We start from the raw sequence: 23,118 nt of genomic DNA on the forward strand, positions 1-23,118 counted from the left end.
TTCTACAATAGATGGGTTTGGATAACCTTGGATAAAAATTCTTGATAAACAATTTTCCAGTTTTGATGATTGTTTTCATATACTTTTATTTGTATATTCATCCATTAACTTTCTACACAAGTACGATTGACCTTATTTTATACGCTTCTTATACCGTCGTATATTGGAAATTCAAGATCCTCCGATTAAGATCGACAGTTTGTCGTTAATATAAAATACCAATAAAATAGTGAGCTACTTAGAACTGAAATAATAACATTTCTACTTTCTGTGTTCTGAGCATATAAATAATTTTCACGACTTGACACCGATATTTCGCCATTTAACTGGAAATAAGGTCGGAAATTAGTGAATATTTTCCAGTATCTCCCTCCGCCTATTCTATAATAGATTATAAAATCCGATTCGTTAAGTAAGGAGTTTTTTAGCGCTCTCTTGTCTTTAAGAATCTTATTAATTATATCTGCTTCTATTACATGTCCAGCTTTAGGAATAACATAGTCTTTTATATAGACATCATTAACTTCATATCGGATTAAGTTAAACAAATATAATCGTTCGCTGGAAGTCCATTTTATAAATGTGGTAGAATGCCTAGTACTAGGACTATTGCTCTTACTTCCAATTATTATGGTAATTAGTATCTCAGCTCCTGCAAAAAGTTTACTAGGCCGCTCCGCATAACTGCTGAACCATAGATTAGAACATGCTGAATTTAATGTCTGCTGAACTAAATGCATTCGTTGAGTGCAAGTTATACTGATCGGAACAATAAGCCCAACTTTACCGTATCCGTTTAATAAAAAGACGGATCTCTCAACCGTATAACTGTACAGATTGCCACACGACTCCGTAGTATAATTCATTATTCTATAATTTTTTCTTACCTTGCTATATTCTACATATGGCGGATTGCCAATAATCACATCAAACCCCATATTCTTTTCCATAATCCCATAAAACTCAACCAGCCAATGAAAGGGTTGATGTGTATTTAGCCAATGTTCGTATTGTTTCATATTTTTAGTATTCCTGGCATCTATTCCATATTCACCTGCTAGGTATTCATTTAATTCTTTTTCTAGATTCAGTAAACGTGCCTTTAACTGTTGTTTGGTTGAGGTATAATCACTACTACTAAACTGATGGTCAAAATGACCACTTTGCATCTTCTGAAACAGCAAGAACATCCGATCAACTTCTTCTAGCCTTTCCTTAATAGCAGTTAACGGGTCGTCAAATAGTCCTCCCTTAATAAACTAATTATTTCATCCAATGTCTCTTGTTTTCACAGTATTTCATTTTATTCACGGACAGCATATCTCTTGATTATTACATCTTTGTGTAATTATGGATGATGACGGGTAACCTCACTCAAGGCCGCGTGTTTTCTGTATTGTGGCCAGAGGGATTTCACATCGTCTCCCGGCAGCAAACCTCCCATGTCTTCCTGGGTCTTCGCCCTAAATTCCTTCGTCCTGCCTATCCAAGAGGTGAAACGTCAGTCATGCTCCTAGACGGGGTCATTGCCCTATGGAAAAATTCAACCTGACTGTCCCGGCTCTCCGTTTTATGAGTCTGTATTAGTGTTAATTCTATTCAACATCCTATGGTGCTCAGTTTACGGCATTACCCTTGCTCCAAGGATGTGCTTCTTAGTTTCAGTAAGGTCTCAGCTTCCTTTATGCCGCCTGCTGCATAGGTTGATGGATATCATTTAGCATCTTTTCTGGGTCGTAATCTACACCTTTGCTTAACAATGCATAGAATATGCGAATTAATTTCCCGCAAAGGGCGACAATGGACTGCATTTTGTTAAGCGGGTTGTTTTCCCGCGTAAGATTCCTTTGATGAAGTGATCGAAATTCAGGATTATGGGCTAGTATGGCAATCATGGCAAAGAATAAACTGTGTCTCAACCGTTTTCTGCCTCGCCGGCTGATGGTGGTTTTCCCTTTGTGTTTACCGGAACTGTTCGCCACCAAGTTAAAGCCTGCTAGTTTCTGGATCTGACGTGGATCTTGAAATCTGCTGATATCTCCTACTTCGCCCACAAATGTTGCTGCTGTGCCTAAACCCACCCCTTTAATATCTAAGAGTTTACTGGCATTGGGAACTTGCATCAGTAGCTCCAGCATGAGTTGTTCCAGGCCTTCATATTGTTTACAGTATAGATCGTATTGTGCCAGTAGGTTTTTCAAACTGGCTTCGGAGGCTAATTTGCCACTGGTTCTACCTATACTGTTACTGGCTACTTTTACAAGTGCCTCTGCACGTTTAAAACTGGGACGTTTCATTTCTGTTTTCCATGTCTCGCAAATCTTTCTGGCTCCTGCTTCTACAATCTTTTCCGGGGTGGGAAAGGATCTCAGGGTGATCAGTGCTGCGTTTCTGCGCCAGTCTTTAAAGACCTTCTGGAATTCTGGAAACCTTATATCCAGCCATCTTACGACTCGATTGTGGATGGATGTCAATTGCTCCTGCAATCGCTCCCGTTCTGCCACCGCTTCTCTTAGTTCCTGATAGATATCATCGGGTATGTACACTTCCCGGTAACGTCCATCTTTGACCAGCATAGCGATGGTCTTACAATCTTTACTATCGTTTTTACTTGGGCTGTTATCATCCAATTCTTTGGTCCGATTAACATGGAACGGATTCACTATGGCCAGCTTATGGCCCTGGCGCTTAAGATGATCACCCAACACAAACCAATAATGTCCTGTAGGTTCAAAGCCGGCTACGATCTCTGTCTTGCCTTTCTGCTTACATATATCCTGCATCCACTGGTCTAGAAGTTTAAATCCTTCCGCTGTGTTGCTAAATTTCAGCAGTCTGGCCAGCTCAATCCCCCTGTAATCAAAGGCTCGTGCGTAGTGGGTCTCTTTTGCTACATCAATACCAACTACTAATGTTTCATTTTTGATTTGCGAAATCTTCTGATTTTGTGTATTTTTCATATAGGGACGCCTCCTCAATCTTTTGTCTTGTGCCTTTCTTTGACTGGGATCAGCACAATTCAATTGTAATTGACTGGCGTCTCTTTTTTCAAAGACCTCTGTTAAGCATTACAGGAATGCTCCAATATTAGGGGAATTCTTTATACTGTTTTCAACTTCCTGGTAGCTGGTAAAGCCTACCAGGGTATTACCGGTCTTAATATTAAAATCAATATCGGGCAGGGGTTCCAGTTCATTTGCTTCTTCAACTTGGGCTACCAGTTTCAGGAATAGACGCAGTTTGCATATTTCCACCGCTTCCGGCATAATGTCTACCCCATATAGGTTTTGTACGATAATTGATTTTAATATGGAATAACGCCGGTTACGATGACGTTGATACAGCTGGATAATCTCACGAAAATCTTGTAGTTTGTCAGCTCTACTTCCCTTTTCCTGAGTCTCTTCCAGCAAGAAAAGCATCCGGTCCAGACAAGCTTCATATAAAGGTTCCAAAATGTTTAAAGCCGCAAACAGGAAGGCACCCGAGCCGCAGGTCGGATCAAGAATACTCATTCCGCGCTGATAGGCTTCATTAGATTTGCGAGGTATTCTGCCAGCTAGAGTATAATAAAAAGCGCGAATTAATTGGGGGTCATCACTATTTTCAATGACATCCTGGGCAAACTGACGGATATTGAGATTGTAAGTAATCAAATCATTGATAGATTTTATCTCACCCGCCTGCATTTTCTCCATGATTTCAGCACAACGCTGACGACGGGTTATCACTTCGCGCCATATTTCTGTGGGTAAGGCATATTGTTCAGGAGCCAATGTGTTCCATCCACCTCGAAGGGAAATGTCATTAATACCCTTGGCTATATTTTCCGGTAGTTCTAATTCCATGCCCTTTAACATGGGCGGATAAATATACCTCGCAGGATTTTCGGCTAAGATATTAAAGACACTATCATCACCCGAAAATGATTGGGGTAACTTACGCTGCACTTCGTCAAAGAGGAAGGGTATTATCGTGTTCTTGCTAATATATTCGGTGATGTCTTCCTTGGTATAGTAAGCCCCCATTTGTTTCTGGTTAATGTATTTTTCAAAAATGTACCCCAATATGTCCGGGTTGATTTCATTGCCCTCCACGATGGGCCGTTCATCCAAACGCCAGTTAAATCCTTCAAAGAAATTAAAAACATTCTCAAAGGCTTGATCTGCAATATCAATATCGGGAAAATTAATTTCTATTTCGTGCTTCATAAACAGGCCGCCGTTCAGATAGGGAACATCTCCCAATAATTGAATATCTTTAGGAGTTCGTTTATCCTTGGGGCAGGCAAAGCCGCCAAAAAATAGGGGCTGCAGAAAATGGCGATAATAAAGATCCGGACCATCCTGCTGTGATTGCCGCAGTCTATTATGCAGGTAATCATGATCATTGTCTAAACATCCGTTATTATCCCTGAATGCTTTCTTCTGAATAAAGTAAATAAACATCAGTCGATTCATCATTACGGAAGAATACCAGCTTAATTGCTCGTCAGGCAGGCCATTAATAAAGGACATGAAAAGCTCACGTTGCTTTTTAAATTTATCGTAGAAACTGCGGGTAACCTGATCCTCCAGAGCGAAAGCCTGATCGACAGTTTGGGTGGCCTGAATTATGGTTATTTCGGCATCTTCCATAAACTGCTCCATGGTAAAAGTTATCGCATTCAATTTCTCAATTAGTAGCGTTCCGGAACGACCTTTAATGTGTTTGATTTCTCGACAGACTTCAGGCTTTCCCGTTTCACGGCGTACCCGCTGCCATATTTGCTCAGTTTCAGCCTCATCACAGAAGATTATCAAGTGCTCCATCTTTTGTTTGGTCAGCTGTTTCTCGATGGCCCGTCGTATCGGTCGTACAGGGATAATGCCTTCCGCATTGGGTGAGCAACGATAAACCACTAATCCCTGGCCATCAGCTACTGGATGAAGGTGATAATTCTCACTATTTATATTTAGACTTATATCTTCTTCGTCACTATAATTCCAGCCAACTTCTTCTATAAAGAGGTCTTCAAATGCAAATGAATCCAGATATTTTTTGACGCGATCAGGATTAAGCTGCATTAATCATTTACCTCCTCTTCATTCTTCAGTCCCATTGAACACACGATCAAAGGATCAGTCAATTGCCCCTGACTTTGTTTAATGCACAACCTCCGCTCTTCCCAGAGTTCCAATACCAGACGTGCCAGTTCTTCATCACTGGCTTCGGCTTTAAGTTGGCGCATAATAGCCTCAGTGGCAATCTCGGTTAAAGGATACTTGTATACCTCATCGATAGCTGAATTTAATGAAGGTATCTCAAAAACCGTGCTTTCACGGTTTCCCATAAGACGTTTTAAGCGATTATAAATTTTATACCGTGGTTTGCTTTTGGGTCCCAATTGTCCCCCAGAGTTGCGATGTTGTTCAACCAGATTCTTTACTCCGTTTTGCACCAAATCGTGATGGTTTACAGAACGAATTAATGCTGGGGTATCAGGATAGCATCTGGCAGCGCGCAAAATGGCCAGCTGCGACTGACTGACGATGTTTCCGTCTTGATCAACCCAGGTCAAGGAATCATTGTCTGCATTTCCCTTCATATAGACCAATACTCCCGCAGGTTGATCTTTTTTGCTGCGATGACTCCTACTAGAATACACCACCGGCGGTAATGCAGGTATTATATTGGCCAGTTCAGGTTGCTTTTCGATAGCCTTTTTCCATATTTCAAAGGCATAGGATGCCAGATCCACCTCATCATCCTCTTCCCCGTCCAGAACACCTGCTTTCTCAGTATAAAGATCGCGAACTACCTGATCATCCTGATCATCATCAAAAAATATTTCATCGGTTCCTACGACTTCGGCACTCTCATGCAGGCGTTTGTAAACGGTAAAATAAAAGGGAGAAAAATTGGCCACTAAAAACGGAGAATATTTACCTTAATGTTCCAAACCAGCTAAAATTGTAGGGTAAAATACTACAATTATGCGAGGAGAGGAACCAGGTGAAGGGGTGGCCGATGTATCAAGAATTACAGCAGCTAAAGGAGATGGGGCTTAATAAATCACAAGTTCAACGGCAGTTGGGCATAGATTGGAAAACAGTTGATCGTTATTGGGAGGTGACGCCAGACGAATATGACGAAATAAGAAAAAACACAAAAAGAACCAGAAAGCTTGAAAAATACGAAGAACAAATTGTGAGGTGGTTACAGGAACATCCCGACATGTCATCAGCACAAATACAAGATTGGCTTAAACAGCATTATTTAGATTATCAGGGAAAGGAGAGAACGCTTAGACGATTTATCAGGAGTTTACGGATTCAGTATAACATTAAGAAGCCTATTATCCAGCGTCAATACCAAGCAGTGGAAGAACTGCCCATGGGTTATCAGGCACAAGTAGATTTAGGTTTTACCACCCTGGTAAATACCCAGGGGCAGCGGGTAAAGCTCACAGGATTTGGGCTGGTTCTCTCACACAGCCGTTATAAATATGTTGAATGGGACGATAAGCCACTTACAGCAGCCAGATTCATACAGGTGCATTATCGGGCCTTTGAATACATAGGAGGGGTGCCAGAAGAAATTGTGTACGATCAGGACAGGCTCCTGGCTATAAACGAAAACTTTGGGGATATCATATACACAGCAGAATTCGAGAGATTCCGGCAGCAGATGGGTTTTAAGATATATCTTTGCCGCAAAAGTGATCCGGAGACCAAGGGCAAAATTGAGGCAGTTATCAAATATGCCAAAGGCAACTACGCCAGGCACCGGATATTTGACAACATTCAAGCATTTAATCAGGGGTGTATAGAATGGCTGAACAGAACAGCAAACGCCAATATACATGGCACAACAAAAAAGGTACCGGCAGAAGTGTTTAAAGAAGAACAAAAACACTTAAAACCGATACCGACCATAATTAATCAACCTGAAGAAATTATAACAAGACAGGTACGCAAAGACAATATCATTTGGTACAACAGCAACCGATATACTTTGCCCCTGGGCACTTACCATCCTGAAAGAGAAGTGAAGATTAAAGCAGACCAGGGCATACTAATCGTTTTTGACCTTGAAACCGATGAAGAGCTGGCCCGTCATGAAATATCTCTGGATAAAGGCCGATTGATCAGGAATAACAATCATAAACGCGACCATTCTGCCCGGATAGCCGAATTATATCAAGATACCCTGGCCAATATGGGAGGAAGTGAAATAGCAGCTGTTTTCCTCGATGGTATTCGTAAAGAAAAACCCAGATATGTTCGTGACCAGTATAATCTCATTATCCAAACGATTAAAAATTACTCTTTGGAAACAATATCCCAGGCATTAGATTATTGTGTGGAAAGGAGTATTTTTAGCGCAGTTGAATTCAAGACCGCCCTGGAGTATTTTGCCCAGCAAAACAACAGCCCGGCGGAAACTATACTTGATACGTCTGCCATACCTCTTGCCTATCGGATTAAAACCGAGATCAGAAATATTAGCGAATACGCCGCTATTTATGGAGGTATGAGTATTGAACAAGGCCGAAGAAACCAGGACTTATTTAAGAAGCCTTAACCTTTCCTGGTGCAGAGACAACCTGGATCAAACCCTGCAGACAGCAAGCAGTACCGACATATCCTATCTGGATTTTCTTAACCGGCTGCTGCAGGGAGAGATAAACTACCGTGAAAAAAGATCTGAAGAGCGCCGGATGAAGATGGCGGGGTTTCCCTTTGTTAAAAGCATAGATGAATTCGATTTTGCATTTCAGCGTTCTATTACCCGTAAACAGGTTAATCAATTGCTGGATATGCAATGGATTGAGAAGTTCTACAATCTGATTTTCCTTGGGCCTCCGGGAGTGGGGAAAACTCATTTGGCTGTAGCTATCGGGCTTGAGGCTGTGAAAAAAGGTTACAAGGTAAGCTTCGTAAATATGGATGATTTAATCAAGCATCTTAAGCTGGAAACTACCTCAACCCGGAGCCGCCAGAGGATGAAACGGATCATGGCTTCAGATTTAGTGGTAATTGATGAGATAGGTTTTGTCCCCATTACCAGGCAGGAAGCTAATTTGTTTTTTCAATTGATATCATCACTTTATGAACAGACGGCCTTAATAATAACTTCAAACAAGGGTTTTGAAGACTGGGCCGAATTGATGGGAGACCCGGTTATAACTACCGCTATCCTGGATCGAATCGCTCATCATAGTGAGATATTCAATCTGACCGGCGACAGTTACCGCCTTAAACATCGAGATTCTATACTAAGACTGTAGTCCTATGGAAAATTATTGGCCAAAATTTCTCCAAAATACTTGACCGCTTACAGCGTTGTCTTACTCTCCGTCGTAGAGCCAGAATGTTCTCCACACCATCAACCGGCAAAAAGGAATAACATAATATCCTTTCTGCATGTTGACCGATTCTATCCACACGACCAGCTCGTTGTACTAAACGTATAATAGCCCAGGGCAAATCATAATTAACCACTATGGAACAATCCTGCAAATTTTGACCTTCGCTTAATACATCGGTGGCGATAAGAACTCTAATCTCTTGGTTCTTTTTGATGGACCAGTTCTTGCCGTTACTGATCGGGCTAAAGCGCCAAGCCAGCACCGTCGGATCGGCGCTTTGACCGGTTGCCGCTTCGATTTCTTTTACTCCCTGACGCTGAAGCTGTTCCTTCAGATAGTTTGCTGTATCAGCAAACTGGGTAAATACCAATATTTTCTCTCTCGGATGTGTGACCGTAATAAGTTCATGCAGGGCATTTAATTTATGATCATTTTCCACCCGCCATTCTCCGGTCTTGGCTAATAGTTTTATCAATGCTCGGGCATCCTGTTCCAGATCGTCTCTTAGATCAGGTTTGAAGAGGTCACTACGCAGCCATTTAAAGCGCCGCTTATAATGAGTACGATAGCTATCATATATTGTACCGGCGTGATTTAAAAAATCTGCTTCCGAATAGAGGCAGATGGGTTTTTCTATAGGCTGATCATTATCATCTGTTTCATCATCAGCGAATATGCTGACTACCGGATCAACTGCATCCAAATCCTCATCAGAAAAGCGAGCGTCCAACATCTCGGCATCCTGCGTTCCAATGGGCAATGGCAGATTATTCTCAATGGCATATAAATAAACATAGTTGCGTAATATATGACGTTCCAGGGAGAGTATAAATGATTGGCCGCTGCTTTCAAGTCTCTTAAATAGATTGGTACGGCAAAAACCCATTAAGCGTTTCCCAGCGCGGGAAAGTCCTTGTAATTGCTTAACCTCAACAGGTGTAGGAGGCTTATGAGGTTTGGTGGCTTCGTAGTTTCCTAATCCATATCGGGGTAGATTAAGTTCATCAATCACATTTACCACTTCATTCGAATATAAACGCGCATACTGATCACTGGCATCCTGCTCATTTATCGCAAATGTTAGAGTATGTGGTATGCGAATGGGGAAATATGATCGTCTGCCTTCTTCCAAAGGCAAATAATAACGGCCGTTTTCATCGACTTGGGCATAGTTTTCAATAATAAAACTCCGAGTTCTGCGCACCAGATACATACGCATAAGATCCCGCCAGTCATCTGGATAGTCACTCTTTTCAAATGCAGCTATCGTATAAGGGGAGTATTGAAAACGTCTTATAAAATCCGTTTCACGCATATCCTGCATACGCAAAAACATTTCCGGTCTAATCCCCAGATTCTGTTCATCGGATATAAACAACCTCAATTGATTGGATAGATCGTTGTATGTCTTGTTATAAGGAGTTGCGGTCAATAATATGACCCGACTGCCGACAGATTCTAAATATTCCTTAATCACTTGATATCTTTTGCCATCTCGATTGCGTAAGTTGTGACTCTCATCAATGACGACCAATTTATATGATTTGGTCTCAGGCAGATCGTTTATTACGTTCCCAATTGACATTACTTTTCCGCGCAGGCCATAGGTCTCGCGATAATCCTCCCACATCTTTTGAAGTTTTGGCGGACAAATTATCAGTGTTTCCCATCCATGATCATCTTCAAAGATACGAGCCAAGGCGGTAGCGGTAAGGGTCTTTCCCATACCAACCACATCACCGATTACAACCCCACCACGGCGATTAAGATGATGGGCAGCAATTTTCACCGCTGCTTCCTGAAAATCAAATAACCGGTTTTTAAAGACGGCTGGTATCCGAAATTCTGATAAACCCACGCGGGCATCCTGAGAAAGATGATAGACCATTTTCATATATATGTAATAAGGTGGTAAGGGTACTTCGCGTGCCCAGCTCTCATCAATTACTTTGACCAAATCCTCGGAAATATCGATACACCAGCGGTCATTCCAGCGGTCTTCAAACCAGTTCTCCAGTTTGTTACAAGCATCATGATCGAGAACATCAATATTTAATTCACCCTGCTTAGACAATCCTGCAAAGGTAAGGTTACTGCTACCCAGATAGCCTACTGCCGGATTAATGGGGTCAGGCCGAAACAGCAAATACAGCTTGGCATGAAGTGGGTGACGCAAGAATAGCTTCACTATGACCTTTTTACTTTTGATCTGTTTAACCAGTTTTCTCAAACCATCTTCATCATCGTTTGTTGGCACTCCGATGGTAAGCTGTTTACGGAATTCTTCCGCTAACTGTTTTCTTTTTTGAGCTGCAACACGCATATCGATTCGCTGCTCTTTGTCTCCATCTATACTAAATGCAACTCGCAAATCCTGGACGGGAAGACGTTGCATACCTACCAGGAGACGACAGCATTGCCCATTTTCCCCAGACCAGTGTTCAATATGTGATTCTAGGTGTTTCCATCCCCGGAGATTAAAGTATCCAACACAAAAATCGGCACGGTCTGAATGGTCCAACGTTAACTGCAAAGTAGGTAATAAAGTATTTTCGATATTGTCAAAGATTTGCGGCATTAGACACCCTTCCTTCCAAAAATACAGCAAGCTGAAATAATATGAGATTAAAAACCGTTTATTGTCTAAGTCATAGAGAGTTTAAGCAGAACATGTTTAGCACAGCTGAAGGTTCTTAAAATCATTGGCGGTAGTTTGGTTTCTCGTATGTGATATTGTAATTTACCTATCTACCTTTGTTTAATTGCTAATCATTACTGTCAACTTTGGCCGTTTCTACAACTATCTCTTTTCTGATACTGCTTTTTCCTTTAATCATAGTTTCCACCATATTTACAGCCTTAAGAACAGTTTCAATACTAATATCGGGGATTTCTTCGCTATTGCCTAGATACCCGTTCAGATATTCTGCTGACGGATTCTTAATCCCCATCCTCTCACATACCAACCAGCAAACACTTTCGGCTTCAAATTCCTTAACATCCCTTGGGAGCATTGGCCTACCAGTCCACCATTTATCACTCGGACTGCCAAGGTGTCCGCAAAATAGATGCCCTAATTCATGGGCTATCGTGGCAAACTTAGTCTCTATTGGACGGTTTCTATTTATAACTATGTTGTAAAGAATCTTAATCCAATACACCTTATTTGATTTAACTACAGCCTGCTGTTCGGGGTTTCTTTTATTCTGTACTAATCCTGCGCTACTCGACCCGTGGTCAGATTCATAATAAGCAATACCGTAGTTAATAAGGCTGTTTAATAGTCTGTTATAATCAACAATGCCTATTTTACCTTCAACTCTGAATGGGTTTAATAATTCAGGCGGAAATGGCTTTGTGCCTACAGTATCTCCAAGTTCAAAAACAAATGTCACCGGTCCAAATGGGCGCAATATTACGAGCGGCCTAGCTCCGGGCACAATTTGCCTACCGAACCTCTCCCTCCAAACCGACGCTGATGCAACATATTGGCTGCCTGGTTTCTGAATATTGATAAGCATTGCATTGAAGGGCGCCATTTCTGGGAACTTCTTGATGAACTTAAGAAGGTCAGAATAATCCTGGCTTCGGCGATATGTACCGATTTCTTGGAATAGTTTATCTAGTTCGGGGGTATCTTTCTTGGCCATATGGTACCATTCAATTTCATGTGGTTCCTTATACATACATTTACCAGATACTAAATATTTACAATGAGTATTGTGAGCCAGACATCATCCAGCTTTTAATAATTTTTCTGACTTACTGCTTTCAACTATTGCTATCACTTATTAACGGATTTAATGGGTCCTCAAATATCTAATAAGAACCCATATAAGCCAAAGCCCCCCAGTAAAGAGTGTCATAACAAAATCGAATAGGATACCGAACCAACTTTGTTGTTTCATGGCGAAAACTCCATTCAATAGACGAATACAAAAGGAACGGGCTTCATACAGTGCTCAACACAATAAACGAATTCCTAATTCCATAGGCTTCTATTGGGAAGAGTGAGCACCCAGGCTCGTTATAGTTAGGGTGCTCATTAAGTTTATTGGACATCGTTGAGCCAATCATTTGCTTGTTTACGATGTTTATCCGTAATTACAGAATTTACTGCAGCCATTGCTGCCGCTATCGCTCCAGCATCATCTGCAAACCCGACAGCGGCAATCACGTCTGGTATTGCATCGGCTGGCCATATAAAGTAAGCTAGTGCTGCAACAATGGTTGTTTTTGCCCATAAGGGGGTTCCGTTATCTACCATAGTATTGTACATGGTAACAGCATCTGGTACGAAAGGAACCTTTGCAGCAAATTGCTTAACCTTACTGAAAAAACCCCTTTTAACATAGTCCTCTTGGGATTCCCCAGCATGTTGTTCAAAGTCCTTATCATTGTTTGCATAATCTCTTGACATTGTTTTCCTCCCTCTCCAAATTTAATTTGACGCACAGTATTCAACAAACTAAACCACCATAAGGCCTTTCCCCATTTATATCTCAAAGGATGGACAATATGTTGTCACCCTTCGATTCTGTTAATATATAAGAAAATTCCAGATAATGACTAGGAAGTCAATACCCTTAGCGCGGAAACTAAATCCCATGCTTCCCAGTACCTGCGGTTGACCCTCTCCACTTCCCTCTCAACCCCCAGCCACCCCTTAACCTCATCGATCCGTGCCTTAAGTGGCAGTTTTTTATTGGCCGCCGGGCGGGAGAGTTTATTCTCTAATGAACTGAGGTTTTCCACGATGTCCTGATGCAGAGCAGTTGCAGATATCTTGGTCAACCAATCTGGTTTTTCGCTTACAAGACCGGGGAATCTCAAGTAAATATCGTTACATTCTGCTATCTGCAGATTGGCTTGCCGTCCTGCCTGTTTAGCCAACATATTGATCAAGATTTTTGTTCTTCTGCCGCCAAAATGAAACACATAAGTTTCATTCTCGGTCTGAACTATTGGCCAAACATCGTCGGGAATATCAAGAAAGTATCTCAAGGCCTGGGCCTGGTTGCTGCTGTCCGGGCCTTCAAAGCCCACATAACCCCAACTGGCTTCCTCCTGCGCTTTCTTCTGCTTGGTAACCAGCAGCCGGTTGGATTCGATGCCTTGCACCTGCAGTTTCTTACCTCCGGTTTTAAGCCCTTTGCCCTGGCTGTATCTGACCCCGGAGGCGATCCTTTCCCCGGTGGTGGCATCTACCACTTGGTAGCCGCCTTTGTCTTCGATATTGCTATGGATGAATCCAGTTCCCATGCGGTCTAACCAGAATCGTCCCAGTTTTATTCTGCCATGGTCATTGACCAGTTCGCTTTCAGTCACCAGGGTATCTAACAGGCCTTGCAAGGGTTGGCCGGGCACACACTCATTGATCAGCGATTGTATTTTCTCGAGGCTTCTATAACCTTTCGGTGACTGAAATATGTATGAAGCCACTTGCTGGCGGGCCACAGCGTAGTGTGGCCCTGGGACATTATCGCCCAGGAACCCGTATCTAGCCGCCTCCAGCATGGCGGAATTTATCAAAGCATCCTTTTCATTGCTGGCACAGAATAAGACTCGGGTCTTATTAGTGCGGCGGTTGCCGCGCCCGATGCGCTGCAAGAGATCAGACACATTTGGGGCGGGGCCGTTTAACACCACTAAATCGATATCCCCTATATCTATCCCCAGCTCCAAAGTAGAGGTAGCAAAAATTATCACCGCATCTGATTTCCTGGCAATTTCCTCGGCCTGTTCGCGGATGTGCTGGCTCAAGCTGCCGTGATGGGCCAGGATTTCATAGCCATGGTGGGTCAGCTCTTCCCTCATGGTGTAGGCCAAATAGTCCACATCTTTCCTGGCATTGCAGAACACCAGGATTTTTTCTTTTTGGGGCTCTTTTGCTATGTAAGTTAATAGACTGTCTATTAGTCGTTTTGGTTCTTGGGGTGAGGCAATGCATTCTATCTCTCTTTTACCTTTAACCACAACCGGCTGGCCACCGGGAATGAAGGCTTCTAAGACCAATTCCGGGTTGTTTATGGTAGCGCTCAGCCCTACCACCTGGATAGCCTGGCTGCGGCACCAGCCTTTTTCCCGGGCCTGCTTTTTAAGTTTCCTTAGGCGCTGCAACAGCCACCTGACCTGTTCGCCACGGGCACTCCCATACAACAGATGGATCTCGTCGAGCACAATAGCGACCGTATCAGCCAGTATATGCCCGTGTGCAGTTTTGCCCCGGCACAGCAAGGAGTCGAATGATTCCGGAGTGGTGAGGATCACCTGGGCCCGCTCACAGGCCATATCATGATGGTCTCCGGTCCTGCGGGCCACGGTTAATCCCAATTCCTTTAAAGCATCGGCCAGCCGGCCATAAAGGTCATTTACCAAGGCCCGCGTCGGTGTGACATAGAGGATTTTCCACGGGGTGATTCGGTCAATGTTCCGTTCCACCAGAGGGGCGCACACCGCTTCGGTTTTGCCGCTGGCGGTAGCCGAACAGAGCAGGATGTCGCGGCCTTGGCTGATTACCGGAATGGCCGCCCGTTGCACTGCGGTCAACCGTCCGAACCTGCCGAAGAATGCCGACCAGGCCCGGGGCATGCTGGCTGCAAGCTGACGATCCAGTTTAAGATCAGGATCAATTGCCACTGCTCCTTGACCTCCCCGGACCGTATTCATTATCCAGAACCGCCATATAGTATTTGATGAAAGCCCGCACCAGATCGGTTTGGTCGCGGCTTTCCAAGAGCATCTGGGTTTTGTCTATCAGACCCTGGTCATAACTGGCTGCTATCTGGTAAGTGGATTGATATAGGGTATAGATACTGTTGGCCAGTTGCTCTTTCTGGGCATCGGACCAGGGGTTGAGGAAATACTGTTTACCACCGCCGCTATCCACCAAGTTTTCAACCCAGGGGTCGCCCTTGTGCCCGTCCTGGCTAACAGCCCCAATAAAGATGGCTAACGGGGCTGGCGGAATACGGAAATCCTGTGAAACGTAGTGTTCCAAAACGCTGATTAACTCTCTGGCCTTGGCCCGGTCTGAGGCGCTTAACATGCGATGAGCCTCAAATTCATCAATAGTGATTACTAAGCCCTTATAGCCTGCGGCCTTAGCCAGTACGGCATGCCCGGCCAGAGACATTATGAACATTATGAATTTATCGCGGGCTCCTTTGGCTACCATCGGCTTGAAGTTGATTTGCGCCCGCTTGAGGTTGGTTTCCATAGCCAAATCGGCTTTGACCTGGGTTGCGCTGACATTCTCGCTGCCAGCTAAACATTCCTCCAAAAGGTGAGCCAAGCCTTCGATTTGCTGGCTGGTTTTCAGTTTGCGGATGAAATCGAAGTTTTCGGGAAAATAGTCTAAGTCTTTTAGAGGTTTTGGTATGGAGTCATAACCATTTTGCATGGCTTTAAGATAAACATCCAGCAAGGGCATCTCTATGCTTAAGTCCTTGCCTTCAAGGGATAACCAGATATTATACAACAGCCTCTGCGGGGCCGAGAAATTATTACTCTTGCCGTCGATCTCTATTTTAGCCGCCAAATAGCCCTGATCCAGGGCAATCTGTCTGACCAGGGCCATGGTATGACTCTTTCCGGTGCCAAAAGGCCCGCATATTTCGTGAATACGGCATTTCCGGGCGGGAAGGCAATTTCCGATCCATCCCGCCATATCTTGGTATCCCACCGTTAAGAACTCCAGGTGGGATTCCGGCACCAGACCGAAGCGTAAGGCTTCCAGGGCTTTGACTTGCTGGAATTTATCCATATCCACAGCCGCTCTAACCGGTGGCGACATTTCCGGGATGTCGTTTTCCTCATCTATGGCGGCGATGTTGTCATAGGATTGTTTAATAGTCAACCCGGCGGGAGAGACCAGCTTGACCAAAGCGCCATCACCGGTCAGTTTTACAATTATGGCTTCTCCCAGTTGTTTGACCAGGACTTTCATGCCGGTGCGAAATCCCATCATTCCTATACCTCATCTTCCTCAAGCGGAGATACTGCGGCTGCGGCCTCCAAGGAGCCACGGTTGAGTATGTTTAACAGCAGTGTGGAGGTGCGTTTGGTCATCTCCCTGCGGCTGCTGCTGGATATGTCCTCTTCGATGATATCCGCTGCGATCTGGTTGATTTTATTGATGGCCTGGCTCTTATCAACGGCTAGTGGCATCCCGGCATGATCATAAAGCAAATCCGCCAGACGATGGCCAATTTTTCTCAGTTCTGCTTCCCGGTCAGTGGGTGCCGTTAGACTGATCAAGGCAGCGTAATCATTCCCGTCCATGAAGCCCTGTCCCGGGGGGGTGTCGATGCGCTGCTTTAAAGCCATGTATTGCATCATGCTCTGTACCACTTCATCGGTTAAGGCATAGACGAAAAACACCGCACCACCGGCCAGGTCGTTTATTACCCCGATATCGGCCCTTAATAAGGCCAGAATCTTTTGTATTTTATCTTTGCTGGTTTGCTGGAACCCGATGTCGGCTTCATCCAAGCACACCACGGTTCCCTTAAATCCTGCATAGCGGATAAACTGGAACATGGAGAACATGGCCTGGCTGGCACATAGTTTCAATTCGTCACCTTTTACCGGCTGTTCTCCCAGACGACTGGCTATTTCTTTACTATCAAAGGCTCCCTCCAGCCACTGGCAGGCGGTCTTGAAACCGTCTTGATCTTCTTGGTCATAATACCTGACTGCCTTTTGGGCTACACGCGCGAATTTGTCCAACTTAAAATCATGGTCAGTGATGCCATTAAGCCAACCTTGAAAAGCTGCTTCGGCTGCATCGGGGTCAGGCAGCATACCCTGCACGTTCTTTGCAGAGGCCGTCAGCATTTCTCTCATGCCCCGCCCGGAAGAGTCGGGCATGCGCAGGTTGCGGACGATTTCCTTATAAACCAGGAGACGGTTGCTATAATCCAGGTCTTTGTCCAAACTGACCTCTGAAGTGGCAAACCCCTGATTGGCCGCGATCTCCATCAGCTGGCGCAAGAAATGGGTTTTTCCGGAGCCAAATGGACCCACCACGAACTTCTCGGCTGATCCCCCGCGAACGGCAATGCGGTTTTGCAGATATACCTTATTAAGGCGCTCGAAAACATTTTCATAGCCAACCCCGAACAGGCTGCAGCCCGCTGCCGGTGCCACCCCATTGGTAGCCATGGTCTCTAAAATGCCGATGTAATCAATAGTCACCTTTCTCTCCCCCTTATCCGCTCCATCGCTAAGACAGCGAGCCCTTTCATCAAGTCCCGCTTGTAGCCGCTGCCGGCGTTTTGTTCGATTATCCTGGTACCCTGCTGGTTCATGGTCTCAGCCAGACCTTGGCAGGATGCGCCGCATTTTTCGACTACTGCACATAAGCGGCCAATCGACTGTTCCAGGAATAGCTCGGCTTCCCGAGCGGTATTGACTTGTTCCAGGCCTAAAACAGGCCAGCGCCAGGAACCATTTATGCCTTGATCTCTTACCATGGCCAGGCGCTGCCCCAGGGCTTGATAGTGTATAATCATGGTTTCCAGGAATCCCGGCAGTATGGTAAAGACCACAATGGTGCGAGGCAGGGTGCCGGTTATGCACCCGTCCACCAGATGGCGCATCAGATTAGCCGCATTTAGTTGCTTTTGGTTGGGCTTGCCGCCTTTAGGCTGAAATGATTTTTCATTCTCATCGAATAGGAACATGAAGCCAGACAGGCCTAATATGTTAAGGCTTTCAATGAGAGTCTTGATAAATGCTTCGGCATTGCGTTCATTTAAAGAATTCTTGACCCCATAAATACCGGCCCTTTTTAAGTCCGCTGCGGTTACTTTATCGCCATGCAGGAAAGCGCGCAGCAAATTCGCCTTAGTGGTGTTGCTATTACTCTGCTGAACGGCCTGAAAGATGGCGTTTTTAAATCCCGGATGGGGCATAGGGGTGGTTTTTAATTGCGCTAGGCCTTTCGCTCCCTGGCGGCCTAAGGAGGTCACGATATTAAACAATGACCGCACCGGTTCACCATTAATATTGGCCTGCATATTCTGGAGAATATATCGAGTGATGGCCTTCCAGTCCTCCAGGCGGAGGTCCGAGGACAGGTCGGTCCTTACTACTGCAAATCCTGCTTCCAAGGCCCGCTCTTCCAATAGTTTGAGCAGATGGGTTTTACCGGCTCCATATGGCCCCTCAAAAAATCGGCAGGTAGAGCCGCCACCAGCTACCAGGTGGTCGCATATCTCCTCGACAAAAAACCTCAGGTAGTGATCACTGCCAACATCAAAGACTGAGGCGTTGGTCTGTGGCGGTTCACCGTATTCAGCCATAGTTTCCAAGGCGGTTATTATAGCATCAGGAGTGACATCTGTTAGGTACATATCTGATTTCCTTCTTGGTGCCGGGCCTATTCAAGTGCCTTTTGGCCTCGGCTGCCGTGGTCATCTCAAATTTCCTTCTTGCGCTTGTTTTACATAACAGATAAACCTGTATTCATTAGCGGCCTCCAAGCCGTTTACTACTACCCCATTGCCTTTATTGACCTCGCTCATACTGCCCGTCTGCCAGGCTAGCTTGATCTCTGCAGGGATTTGGGATGTCATACTGCGGTACAGATCGAGGTTGTATAAAAAGGCGTACTTAGGGAATTCAACAAAGCGGTCCAGTTTAAGGTGAGGTTTTTTGGTTTCATACCTGCTTCTTACCAGGGCGATGCGAACCTCGCGGTAGAAATCATTAATTGCCACCAGCGATTGGTCCAGGCTGCGGGAATTCCTTTTGCGGGCTTCCACATAAGCCTCCCAGAATACCTTGGTCAACAATTCAGGAGGCAGAGCGGCCTTCTCTAATAGCGTTAAGGCGGTCCCTTCGGCCTTTTGGATATCTTCCACAGAACCCACTGACTGCCACTTGGTCAGATTCTCCTGGTTGTAACAGAAGCTGATCATGGCTTGTTCAAAGTTGATTTGCAGCTCCAAGGGGCCGATCCGCCAGCCTTTGATAAACTCGCGGGTAGCTTTGCCGCTCTGCTGTGCGTCCCTGATGTAGGCAGAGATCAGGCGTTTAATGTTGTTGGCGCGATTATGGCGGGCAGTAGTGACAAAGGATTGCGCCTTGGTTTTATAGGCTTGATAGTGATGAATGAACTCCGCATCATTGGGCATAGTCTGCAAGGCCTTATCTAATTGCGCTAAAGCCTGGGGGTCGGATGCTTTTATCTTAGCTATGCTTTCAAACCATTTGCTTAAACTTTTAGCTTCTTTCTGGATCTCTTTAAAGGATTGAGTTTCGTTGAAACCGTCTATATTCTCAGGCACCTGGGGACCACTCCTTACAAAAATATCCAAATGCGCTTAATCCACACTTTAGTAAAATTTTCTAGAAATAGTTACACAATTCCTGCAAAAACGGTACGTTTTTGCGGAGTGGGCGTGACTCTCCTCGATATTTTTCTCTTATTGTAATGACAGCGCAAAGCAAATATATCTATTTGATTGCATTGATGCATATAATACGATATTATCAAGCTGTAGAAAGGAGTTGATACTGTGGCTAGCACGACCAACTTAAATATTCGTGTAGATGAGGAATTAAAACGCAAGGCTGAGGCCTTATTTGCCGAACTGGGGCTTAATATGTCCACAGCCATGAATATTTTCCTGCGGCATGCCGTTCGCTACGGCGGCATTCCTTTTGATCTCCGTATTGAAAGGCCAAATGCCGAAACCCTAGCTGCAATTGATGATGTCAATCACAATCGAAATATGAGCAAAACCTTTGACAGCGTTAGTGCGTTAATGGAGGATCTGAATGCTTAGAATCAGGTACTCCAGTCGGTTCAAAAAAGACTTCAGGGCAGTTGTCAGGCGCGGCTATGATGTCCGGCTGTTAGAAGAAGTCCTTAACCTGCTGGTTCACGAAAAGGCGCTTCCTTATAAGTACCTTGATCATCCTCTTGCCGGTAACTATGCCGGGCATCGGGAATGCCATATAACCCCTGACTGGCTGTTAGTTTATAAGGTTGAAAGAGACATCTTAATACTGTCTTTGACACGAACCGGGACACATAGTGACCTGTTTTAGTCTGTCGGCACACGATTGCAGAAGCTATGAACTATTAGGTAATGCCAAATAGTTTGAATATCTCGATTTCACAAGTTAAATCGGCTACCAATGCCGGAACAGTTATTCTTTTTTCCGAAGGCGCTAGCTGGAATAAATAAAACCTACGCAAAGGGTATTAGGATGTTCTTCTCGTTCCGTTTCCGCAACAAAACCGTAAAAGAGCTCCGCAAGAACCGGGGCTACACCGCCAATGAGCTGGCGCAGACACTCAAGATAAAACCCAGCATCATACATCGGGTTGACGATACCCCACTTAAAAACGTGCCAGAACCGCTATATTCCAAATTGCTCCCCATCTTGCGCGGCGATGAGGTTGACAAAGCCCCATGGCTGTAGAATTTACCTCACCCATTCACAGCCGATATGCACTTCACTGTGCTATTCCCCACTAATCATCATGTATCCTGAGTAGACCAGATAGGCCCGTCATTATATTACGTCTCGTTTTATTCTTGTATAGTTCTTTTGTAACTAGATTATATATGTCACTTGAGGACGAAAGCCTAAAAGCGTTTTCAATCAAATTATCTAGATCTGAATCGTCCCACTCATCTATTATGTTTTTAAGCGAGGTAGTGTTAATCTTTGATTTTGCAGTCTTAATCTCAACGTATTTTTGCAAAAGTTCCCGCTTCATTACGGTTTTGCCTTTCTCATAGGCTCTATCAATTTCTTCTGTGACTAACTGAATCAAGGCATCTTTAGTGTCACCTATTTCATGGTTTGATACAGTGATATCTGGCTGTAGCGTTGTCGCTGCCTCTGCTCGATAAGCTTCGACTTCGTATTGCGCGATGGCTCTCTCCACCTCATCTATGGCAACTATCGAAAATAGATGACCTTCGATGTTTAAAACGGGCTGAAAGCTATTGTTGTTTATTAGGGTTTCTACATTCACAGATTCAGCACCATCAATTTGACTCATTACTAACACTGAAAGTCTACTATTGTCCTCAAGCTTTTCCCTGCGTTCACCATCGATTCGATACTGGCGTAAATGCAATCTGTAGGATTCCATTTTACCTACAGCCATGTCGACCTCTTGCCCTGTGGCAATGTCTCTAATATAGTTAATGAAATAATTTGACGCACCATTGTCCACTCTGGCTATCTGTCCCATATGCACTACTGGTGGAGCGTGATTAATTAATTCGTTATAGTTTAATATCTGTGATTTTACGGGAATACCACCTGCCTCAAGATTGACGGTGATCACCCCCGACTCATTATCCAAGCCCGGTATCAAATCGATTGACCTAGCCCCGGTTTTATCTATGTGTATTTGATAGATAGGTTCCCATCTTCCACCTTGTTTATCGAACACGATTAATGGTGCTGTCTGCCCTTCACCTTCCATAATGATCTGGTTCCTCTTAGCTTGTATCAAATTGGTTTTAGGGGTGATTAAAGTCCCGGCTTCAACCAATACAACTATTCTCTTGTTCTTATAGTCCCAGATCCCGTAAGTATTTTCACACAGGCGCTCGATCAGATCGCGATATCGAGGTACCAAAGCTAAACTTTGAGCTAGTGTGCCATTGCCGCTGTAGTCATTTATTACTTCGGCATGACTAAAACATTCCTTGAAAAGTTTTGTAATACAGGGCATCCGTGAACTGCCGCCGGCAAGGAATACCTTTTCAACAGGCTTACCATCGTTTATTTGCCGTAGTAGTGCTGTGATCTGTGTACGTATGTAGTCCAGGCCGGGTTTAAGGGCTGCCTCTAGGTCAGAACGTGATATGTTTATTTTGAGTTCTCCAAACCTGCAGGGATGCTTTAAAGTGGTGGTTGTTTTGCTTGAAAGGGATATTTTACTTTCCTCTATCGCATCCCACAGAGGGTAGTCCTCTATCTCTGAGGCTCTCTTGACCTCGTAACTCCTGGTCAGTTGCGGCACGCGTTCTCCGACCCATTCCATCAGGTACTCATCAAATCGGTTGCCCGCCATATCGCATCTTATCTGGCTCAAAACCTTGATATGGAAATCCCCTTCGATAGCTGTCAGGTCAAAGATGCACATATCCAGGGTTCCACCGCCGTGGTCCGCAACCATGACCCGCTGCGTACCTGACTGCTTGTAATCCAAACCGCAGCGCAGCGCTATAGCCAGTGGCTCAGGGAAAAGAATTATAGCATTTTTATCTGCTGCCCATTTAGCCCTTATCAGACTATTGATGATTCTTTTCCTTCCCAATTCTGAATAACCCAGCGGCAGTCCTACCACTACTCGCTCAGCTGCAGCGAATTGACGTGACCGTTCATATAAATCCTTGAATATGAAATCCAATGATTCAACCAGTTCATGCTCCTGATATACCCCACCCCCGCTCTTGGGAATTGGATGCCTTTTAACCTCCAACTGGTACTCAGGATCGTTGTTTATCGGAATCAAACACTGTTCCATCTGATCATACTTAAACTGTGGTACTGCATTTATTATCCGTTTGATCGATACTTCTCCACGCGCTGATTGGTCAGCAGCCAGTTTGAAGTTGCGCAATTCTACACCATTAGATAACCGGGCTATCGTCTTGATAACCTGTTTATCCACTCTGGATTTTTCGTCCAGATTAATCAGTTGGGGTTCCTGTCTCTGATCTCCTGACCATCTTGCTACTGCGCAACGGGTGGTCCCAAAGTCAATACCTATAATAGCCATC

At 44.5% G+C, this 23,118-nt stretch carries 18 protein-coding genes; 5 read left to right on the forward strand and 13 right to left on the reverse strand.

The window, feature by feature from the left end; all coding sequences use genetic code 11:
- Nucleotides 1–185: 185 nt before the first annotated feature.
- The 4 genes from AC15IQ_RS06120 to AC15IQ_RS06135 form a co-directional block, all read right to left on the reverse strand.
- The gene (locus tag AC15IQ_RS06120) at nt 186–1,184 is read right to left on the reverse strand and encodes an Eco57I restriction-modification methylase domain-containing protein (protein WP_483177875.1); all 999 of its coding nucleotides are present in this window, start codon (nt 1,182–1,184) and stop codon (nt 186–188) included.
- 498 nt (nt 1,185–1,682) lie between these two features.
- Nucleotides 1,683–2,960 (reverse strand): IS110 family RNA-guided transposase, encoded by a 1,278-nt coding sequence (locus tag AC15IQ_RS06125; RefSeq protein ID WP_483177877.1) that lies wholly within the window; start codon nt 2,958–2,960, stop codon nt 1,683–1,685.
- Between the two features lie 108 nt (nt 2,961–3,068).
- The gene (locus tag AC15IQ_RS06130; RefSeq protein ID WP_483177879.1) at nt 3,069–5,066 is read right to left on the reverse strand and encodes an Eco57I restriction-modification methylase domain-containing protein; all 1,998 of its coding nucleotides are present in this window, start codon (nt 5,064–5,066) and stop codon (nt 3,069–3,071) included.
- Nucleotides 5,066–5,908: a hypothetical protein gene (locus AC15IQ_RS06135; protein ID WP_483177881.1), complete on the reverse strand. Its 843-nt coding sequence runs from the start codon at nt 5,906–5,908 to the stop codon at nt 5,066–5,068. Before AC15IQ_RS06135 ends, AC15IQ_RS06130 begins: the two co-directional genes overlap by 1 nt.
- A 101-nt stretch (nt 5,909–6,009) precedes the next feature.
- Between AC15IQ_RS06135 and istA the strand changes: the two genes are divergently transcribed.
- Nucleotides 6,010–7,566 carry an IS21 family transposase gene (istA, locus tag AC15IQ_RS06140; protein WP_483176949.1) on the forward strand — a complete coding sequence of 519 codons (1,557 nt, stop codon included), beginning with the start codon at nt 6,010–6,012 and terminating at the stop codon, nt 7,564–7,566.
- On the forward strand, nt 7,523–8,272 hold the full coding sequence (istB, locus tag AC15IQ_RS06145; protein ID WP_483176950.1) for an IS21-like element helper ATPase IstB: 750 nt from the start codon (nt 7,523–7,525) through the stop codon (nt 8,270–8,272). Before istA ends, istB begins: the two co-directional genes overlap by 44 nt.
- Here the strand turns inward: istB and AC15IQ_RS06150 are convergent.
- The 8 genes from AC15IQ_RS06150 to AC15IQ_RS06185 all read right to left on the reverse strand — a co-directional run bounded on the left by AC15IQ_RS06150 (nt 8,256) and on the right by AC15IQ_RS06185 (nt 19,647).
- Nucleotides 8,256–10,931, reverse strand: a complete 2,676-nt coding sequence (locus AC15IQ_RS06150) for a helicase-related protein (protein ID WP_483177882.1) — start codon at nt 10,929–10,931, stop codon at nt 8,256–8,258. The two genes, istB and AC15IQ_RS06150, sit on opposite strands and share 17 nt — an antisense overlap.
- A 187-nt stretch (nt 10,932–11,118) precedes the next feature.
- Complete coding sequence (locus AC15IQ_RS06155; protein ID WP_483177883.1) at nt 11,119–12,003, reverse strand: ImmA/IrrE family metallo-endopeptidase; 885 nt, start codon at nt 12,001–12,003, stop codon at nt 11,119–11,121.
- A gap of 401 nt (nt 12,004–12,404) precedes the next feature.
- A complete protein-coding gene (locus AC15IQ_RS06160) occupies nt 12,405–12,773 on the reverse strand; it encodes a YkvA family protein (RefSeq protein ID WP_483177885.1) in 369 nt (122 codons plus the stop codon).
- 149 nt (nt 12,774–12,922) lie between these two features.
- Nucleotides 12,923–14,992 (reverse strand): DEAD/DEAH box helicase, encoded by a 2,070-nt coding sequence (locus tag AC15IQ_RS06165; RefSeq protein ID WP_483177887.1) that lies wholly within the window; start codon nt 14,990–14,992, stop codon nt 12,923–12,925.
- Entirely contained in the window at nt 14,982–16,322 is a 1,341-nt protein-coding gene (locus AC15IQ_RS06170) for a BREX system ATP-binding domain-containing protein (protein WP_483177889.1), read from the reverse strand. The genes AC15IQ_RS06165 and AC15IQ_RS06170 overlap by 11 nt, the downstream gene beginning before the upstream one ends.
- A 2-nt stretch (nt 16,323–16,324) precedes the next feature.
- Nucleotides 16,325–17,551: a BREX system ATP-binding domain-containing protein gene (locus AC15IQ_RS06175; protein WP_483177891.1), complete on the reverse strand. Its 1,227-nt coding sequence runs from the start codon at nt 17,549–17,551 to the stop codon at nt 16,325–16,327.
- Nucleotides 17,548–18,711 (reverse strand): BREX system ATP-binding domain-containing protein, encoded by a 1,164-nt coding sequence (locus tag AC15IQ_RS06180; RefSeq protein ID WP_483177892.1) that lies wholly within the window; start codon nt 18,709–18,711, stop codon nt 17,548–17,550. The genes AC15IQ_RS06175 and AC15IQ_RS06180 overlap by 4 nt, the downstream gene beginning before the upstream one ends.
- Nucleotides 18,712–18,771: 60 nt before the next feature.
- Nucleotides 18,772–19,647, reverse strand: coding sequence for a hypothetical protein (locus AC15IQ_RS06185; RefSeq protein ID WP_483177893.1), 876 nt, complete (start codon nt 19,645–19,647; stop codon nt 18,772–18,774).
- A gap of 231 nt (nt 19,648–19,878) precedes the next feature.
- On the opposite strand from AC15IQ_RS06185, the gene AC15IQ_RS06190 reads away from it, so the two are divergent.
- The 3 genes from AC15IQ_RS06190 (at nt 19,879) to AC15IQ_RS06200 (ending at nt 20,791) form a co-directional block, all read left to right on the forward strand.
- Nucleotides 19,879–20,148 carry a type II toxin-antitoxin system RelB/DinJ family antitoxin gene (locus AC15IQ_RS06190; RefSeq protein WP_483177895.1) on the forward strand — a complete coding sequence of 90 codons (270 nt, stop codon included), beginning with the start codon at nt 19,879–19,881 and terminating at the stop codon, nt 20,146–20,148.
- Nucleotides 20,141–20,413: a type II toxin-antitoxin system RelE/ParE family toxin gene (locus AC15IQ_RS06195; protein WP_483177897.1), complete on the forward strand. Its 273-nt coding sequence runs from the start codon at nt 20,141–20,143 to the stop codon at nt 20,411–20,413. Before AC15IQ_RS06190 ends, AC15IQ_RS06195 begins: the two co-directional genes overlap by 8 nt.
- Nucleotides 20,414–20,575: 162 nt before the next feature.
- Nucleotides 20,576–20,791, forward strand: coding sequence for a helix-turn-helix domain-containing protein (locus AC15IQ_RS06200; protein WP_483177898.1), 216 nt, complete (start codon nt 20,576–20,578; stop codon nt 20,789–20,791).
- 52 nt (nt 20,792–20,843) lie between these two features.
- Here AC15IQ_RS06200 and AC15IQ_RS06205 read toward each other — a convergent pair whose 3' ends face one another.
- On the reverse strand, nt 20,844–23,117 hold the full coding sequence (locus AC15IQ_RS06205; protein WP_483177900.1) for an Hsp70 family protein: 2,274 nt from the start codon (nt 23,115–23,117) through the stop codon (nt 20,844–20,846).
- Nucleotide 23,118: the final 1 nt, after the last annotated feature.

This window comes from Syntrophomonas sp. DTU019, from assembly GCA_913757435.1.
In the GTDB taxonomy this organism is placed as follows: Bacteria; Bacillota; Syntrophomonadia; order Syntrophomonadales; family Syntrophomonadaceae; genus DTU019.

Bases quoted from the DNA above. Each gene is read 5' to 3' on its own strand.
- AC15IQ_RS06150 (WP_483177882.1), bottom strand. From the start codon at position 10,931: ATGCCGCAAATCTTTGACAATATCGAAAATACTTTATTACCTACTTTG.
- AC15IQ_RS06195 (WP_483177897.1), top strand. From the start codon at position 20,141: ATGCTTAGAATCAGGTACTCCAGTCGGTTCAAAAAAGACTTCAGGGCA.
- AC15IQ_RS06130 (WP_483177879.1), bottom strand. From the start codon at position 5,066: ATGCAGCTTAATCCTGATCGCGTCAAAAAATATCTGGATTCATTTGCA.
- AC15IQ_RS06125 (WP_483177877.1), bottom strand. From the start codon at position 2,960: ATGAAAAATACACAAAATCAGAAGATTTCGCAAATCAAAAATGAAACA.
- AC15IQ_RS06180 (WP_483177892.1), bottom strand. From the start codon at position 18,711: ATGTACCTAACAGATGTCACTCCTGATGCTATAATAACCGCCTTGGAA.
- AC15IQ_RS06160 (WP_483177885.1), bottom strand. From the start codon at position 12,773: ATGTCAAGAGATTATGCAAACAATGATAAGGACTTTGAACAACATGCT.
- istA (WP_483176949.1), top strand. From the start codon at position 6,010: ATGTATCAAGAATTACAGCAGCTAAAGGAGATGGGGCTTAATAAATCA.
- AC15IQ_RS06155 (WP_483177883.1), bottom strand. From the start codon at position 12,003: ATGGCCAAGAAAGATACCCCCGAACTAGATAAACTATTCCAAGAAATC.
- AC15IQ_RS06205 (WP_483177900.1), bottom strand. From the start codon at position 23,117: ATGGCTATTATAGGTATTGACTTTGGGACCACCCGTTGCGCAGTAGCA.
- AC15IQ_RS06170 (WP_483177889.1), bottom strand. From the start codon at position 16,322: ATGATGGGATTTCGCACCGGCATGAAAGTCCTGGTCAAACAACTGGGA.
- AC15IQ_RS06200 (WP_483177898.1), top strand. From the start codon at position 20,576: ATGTTCTTCTCGTTCCGTTTCCGCAACAAAACCGTAAAAGAGCTCCGC.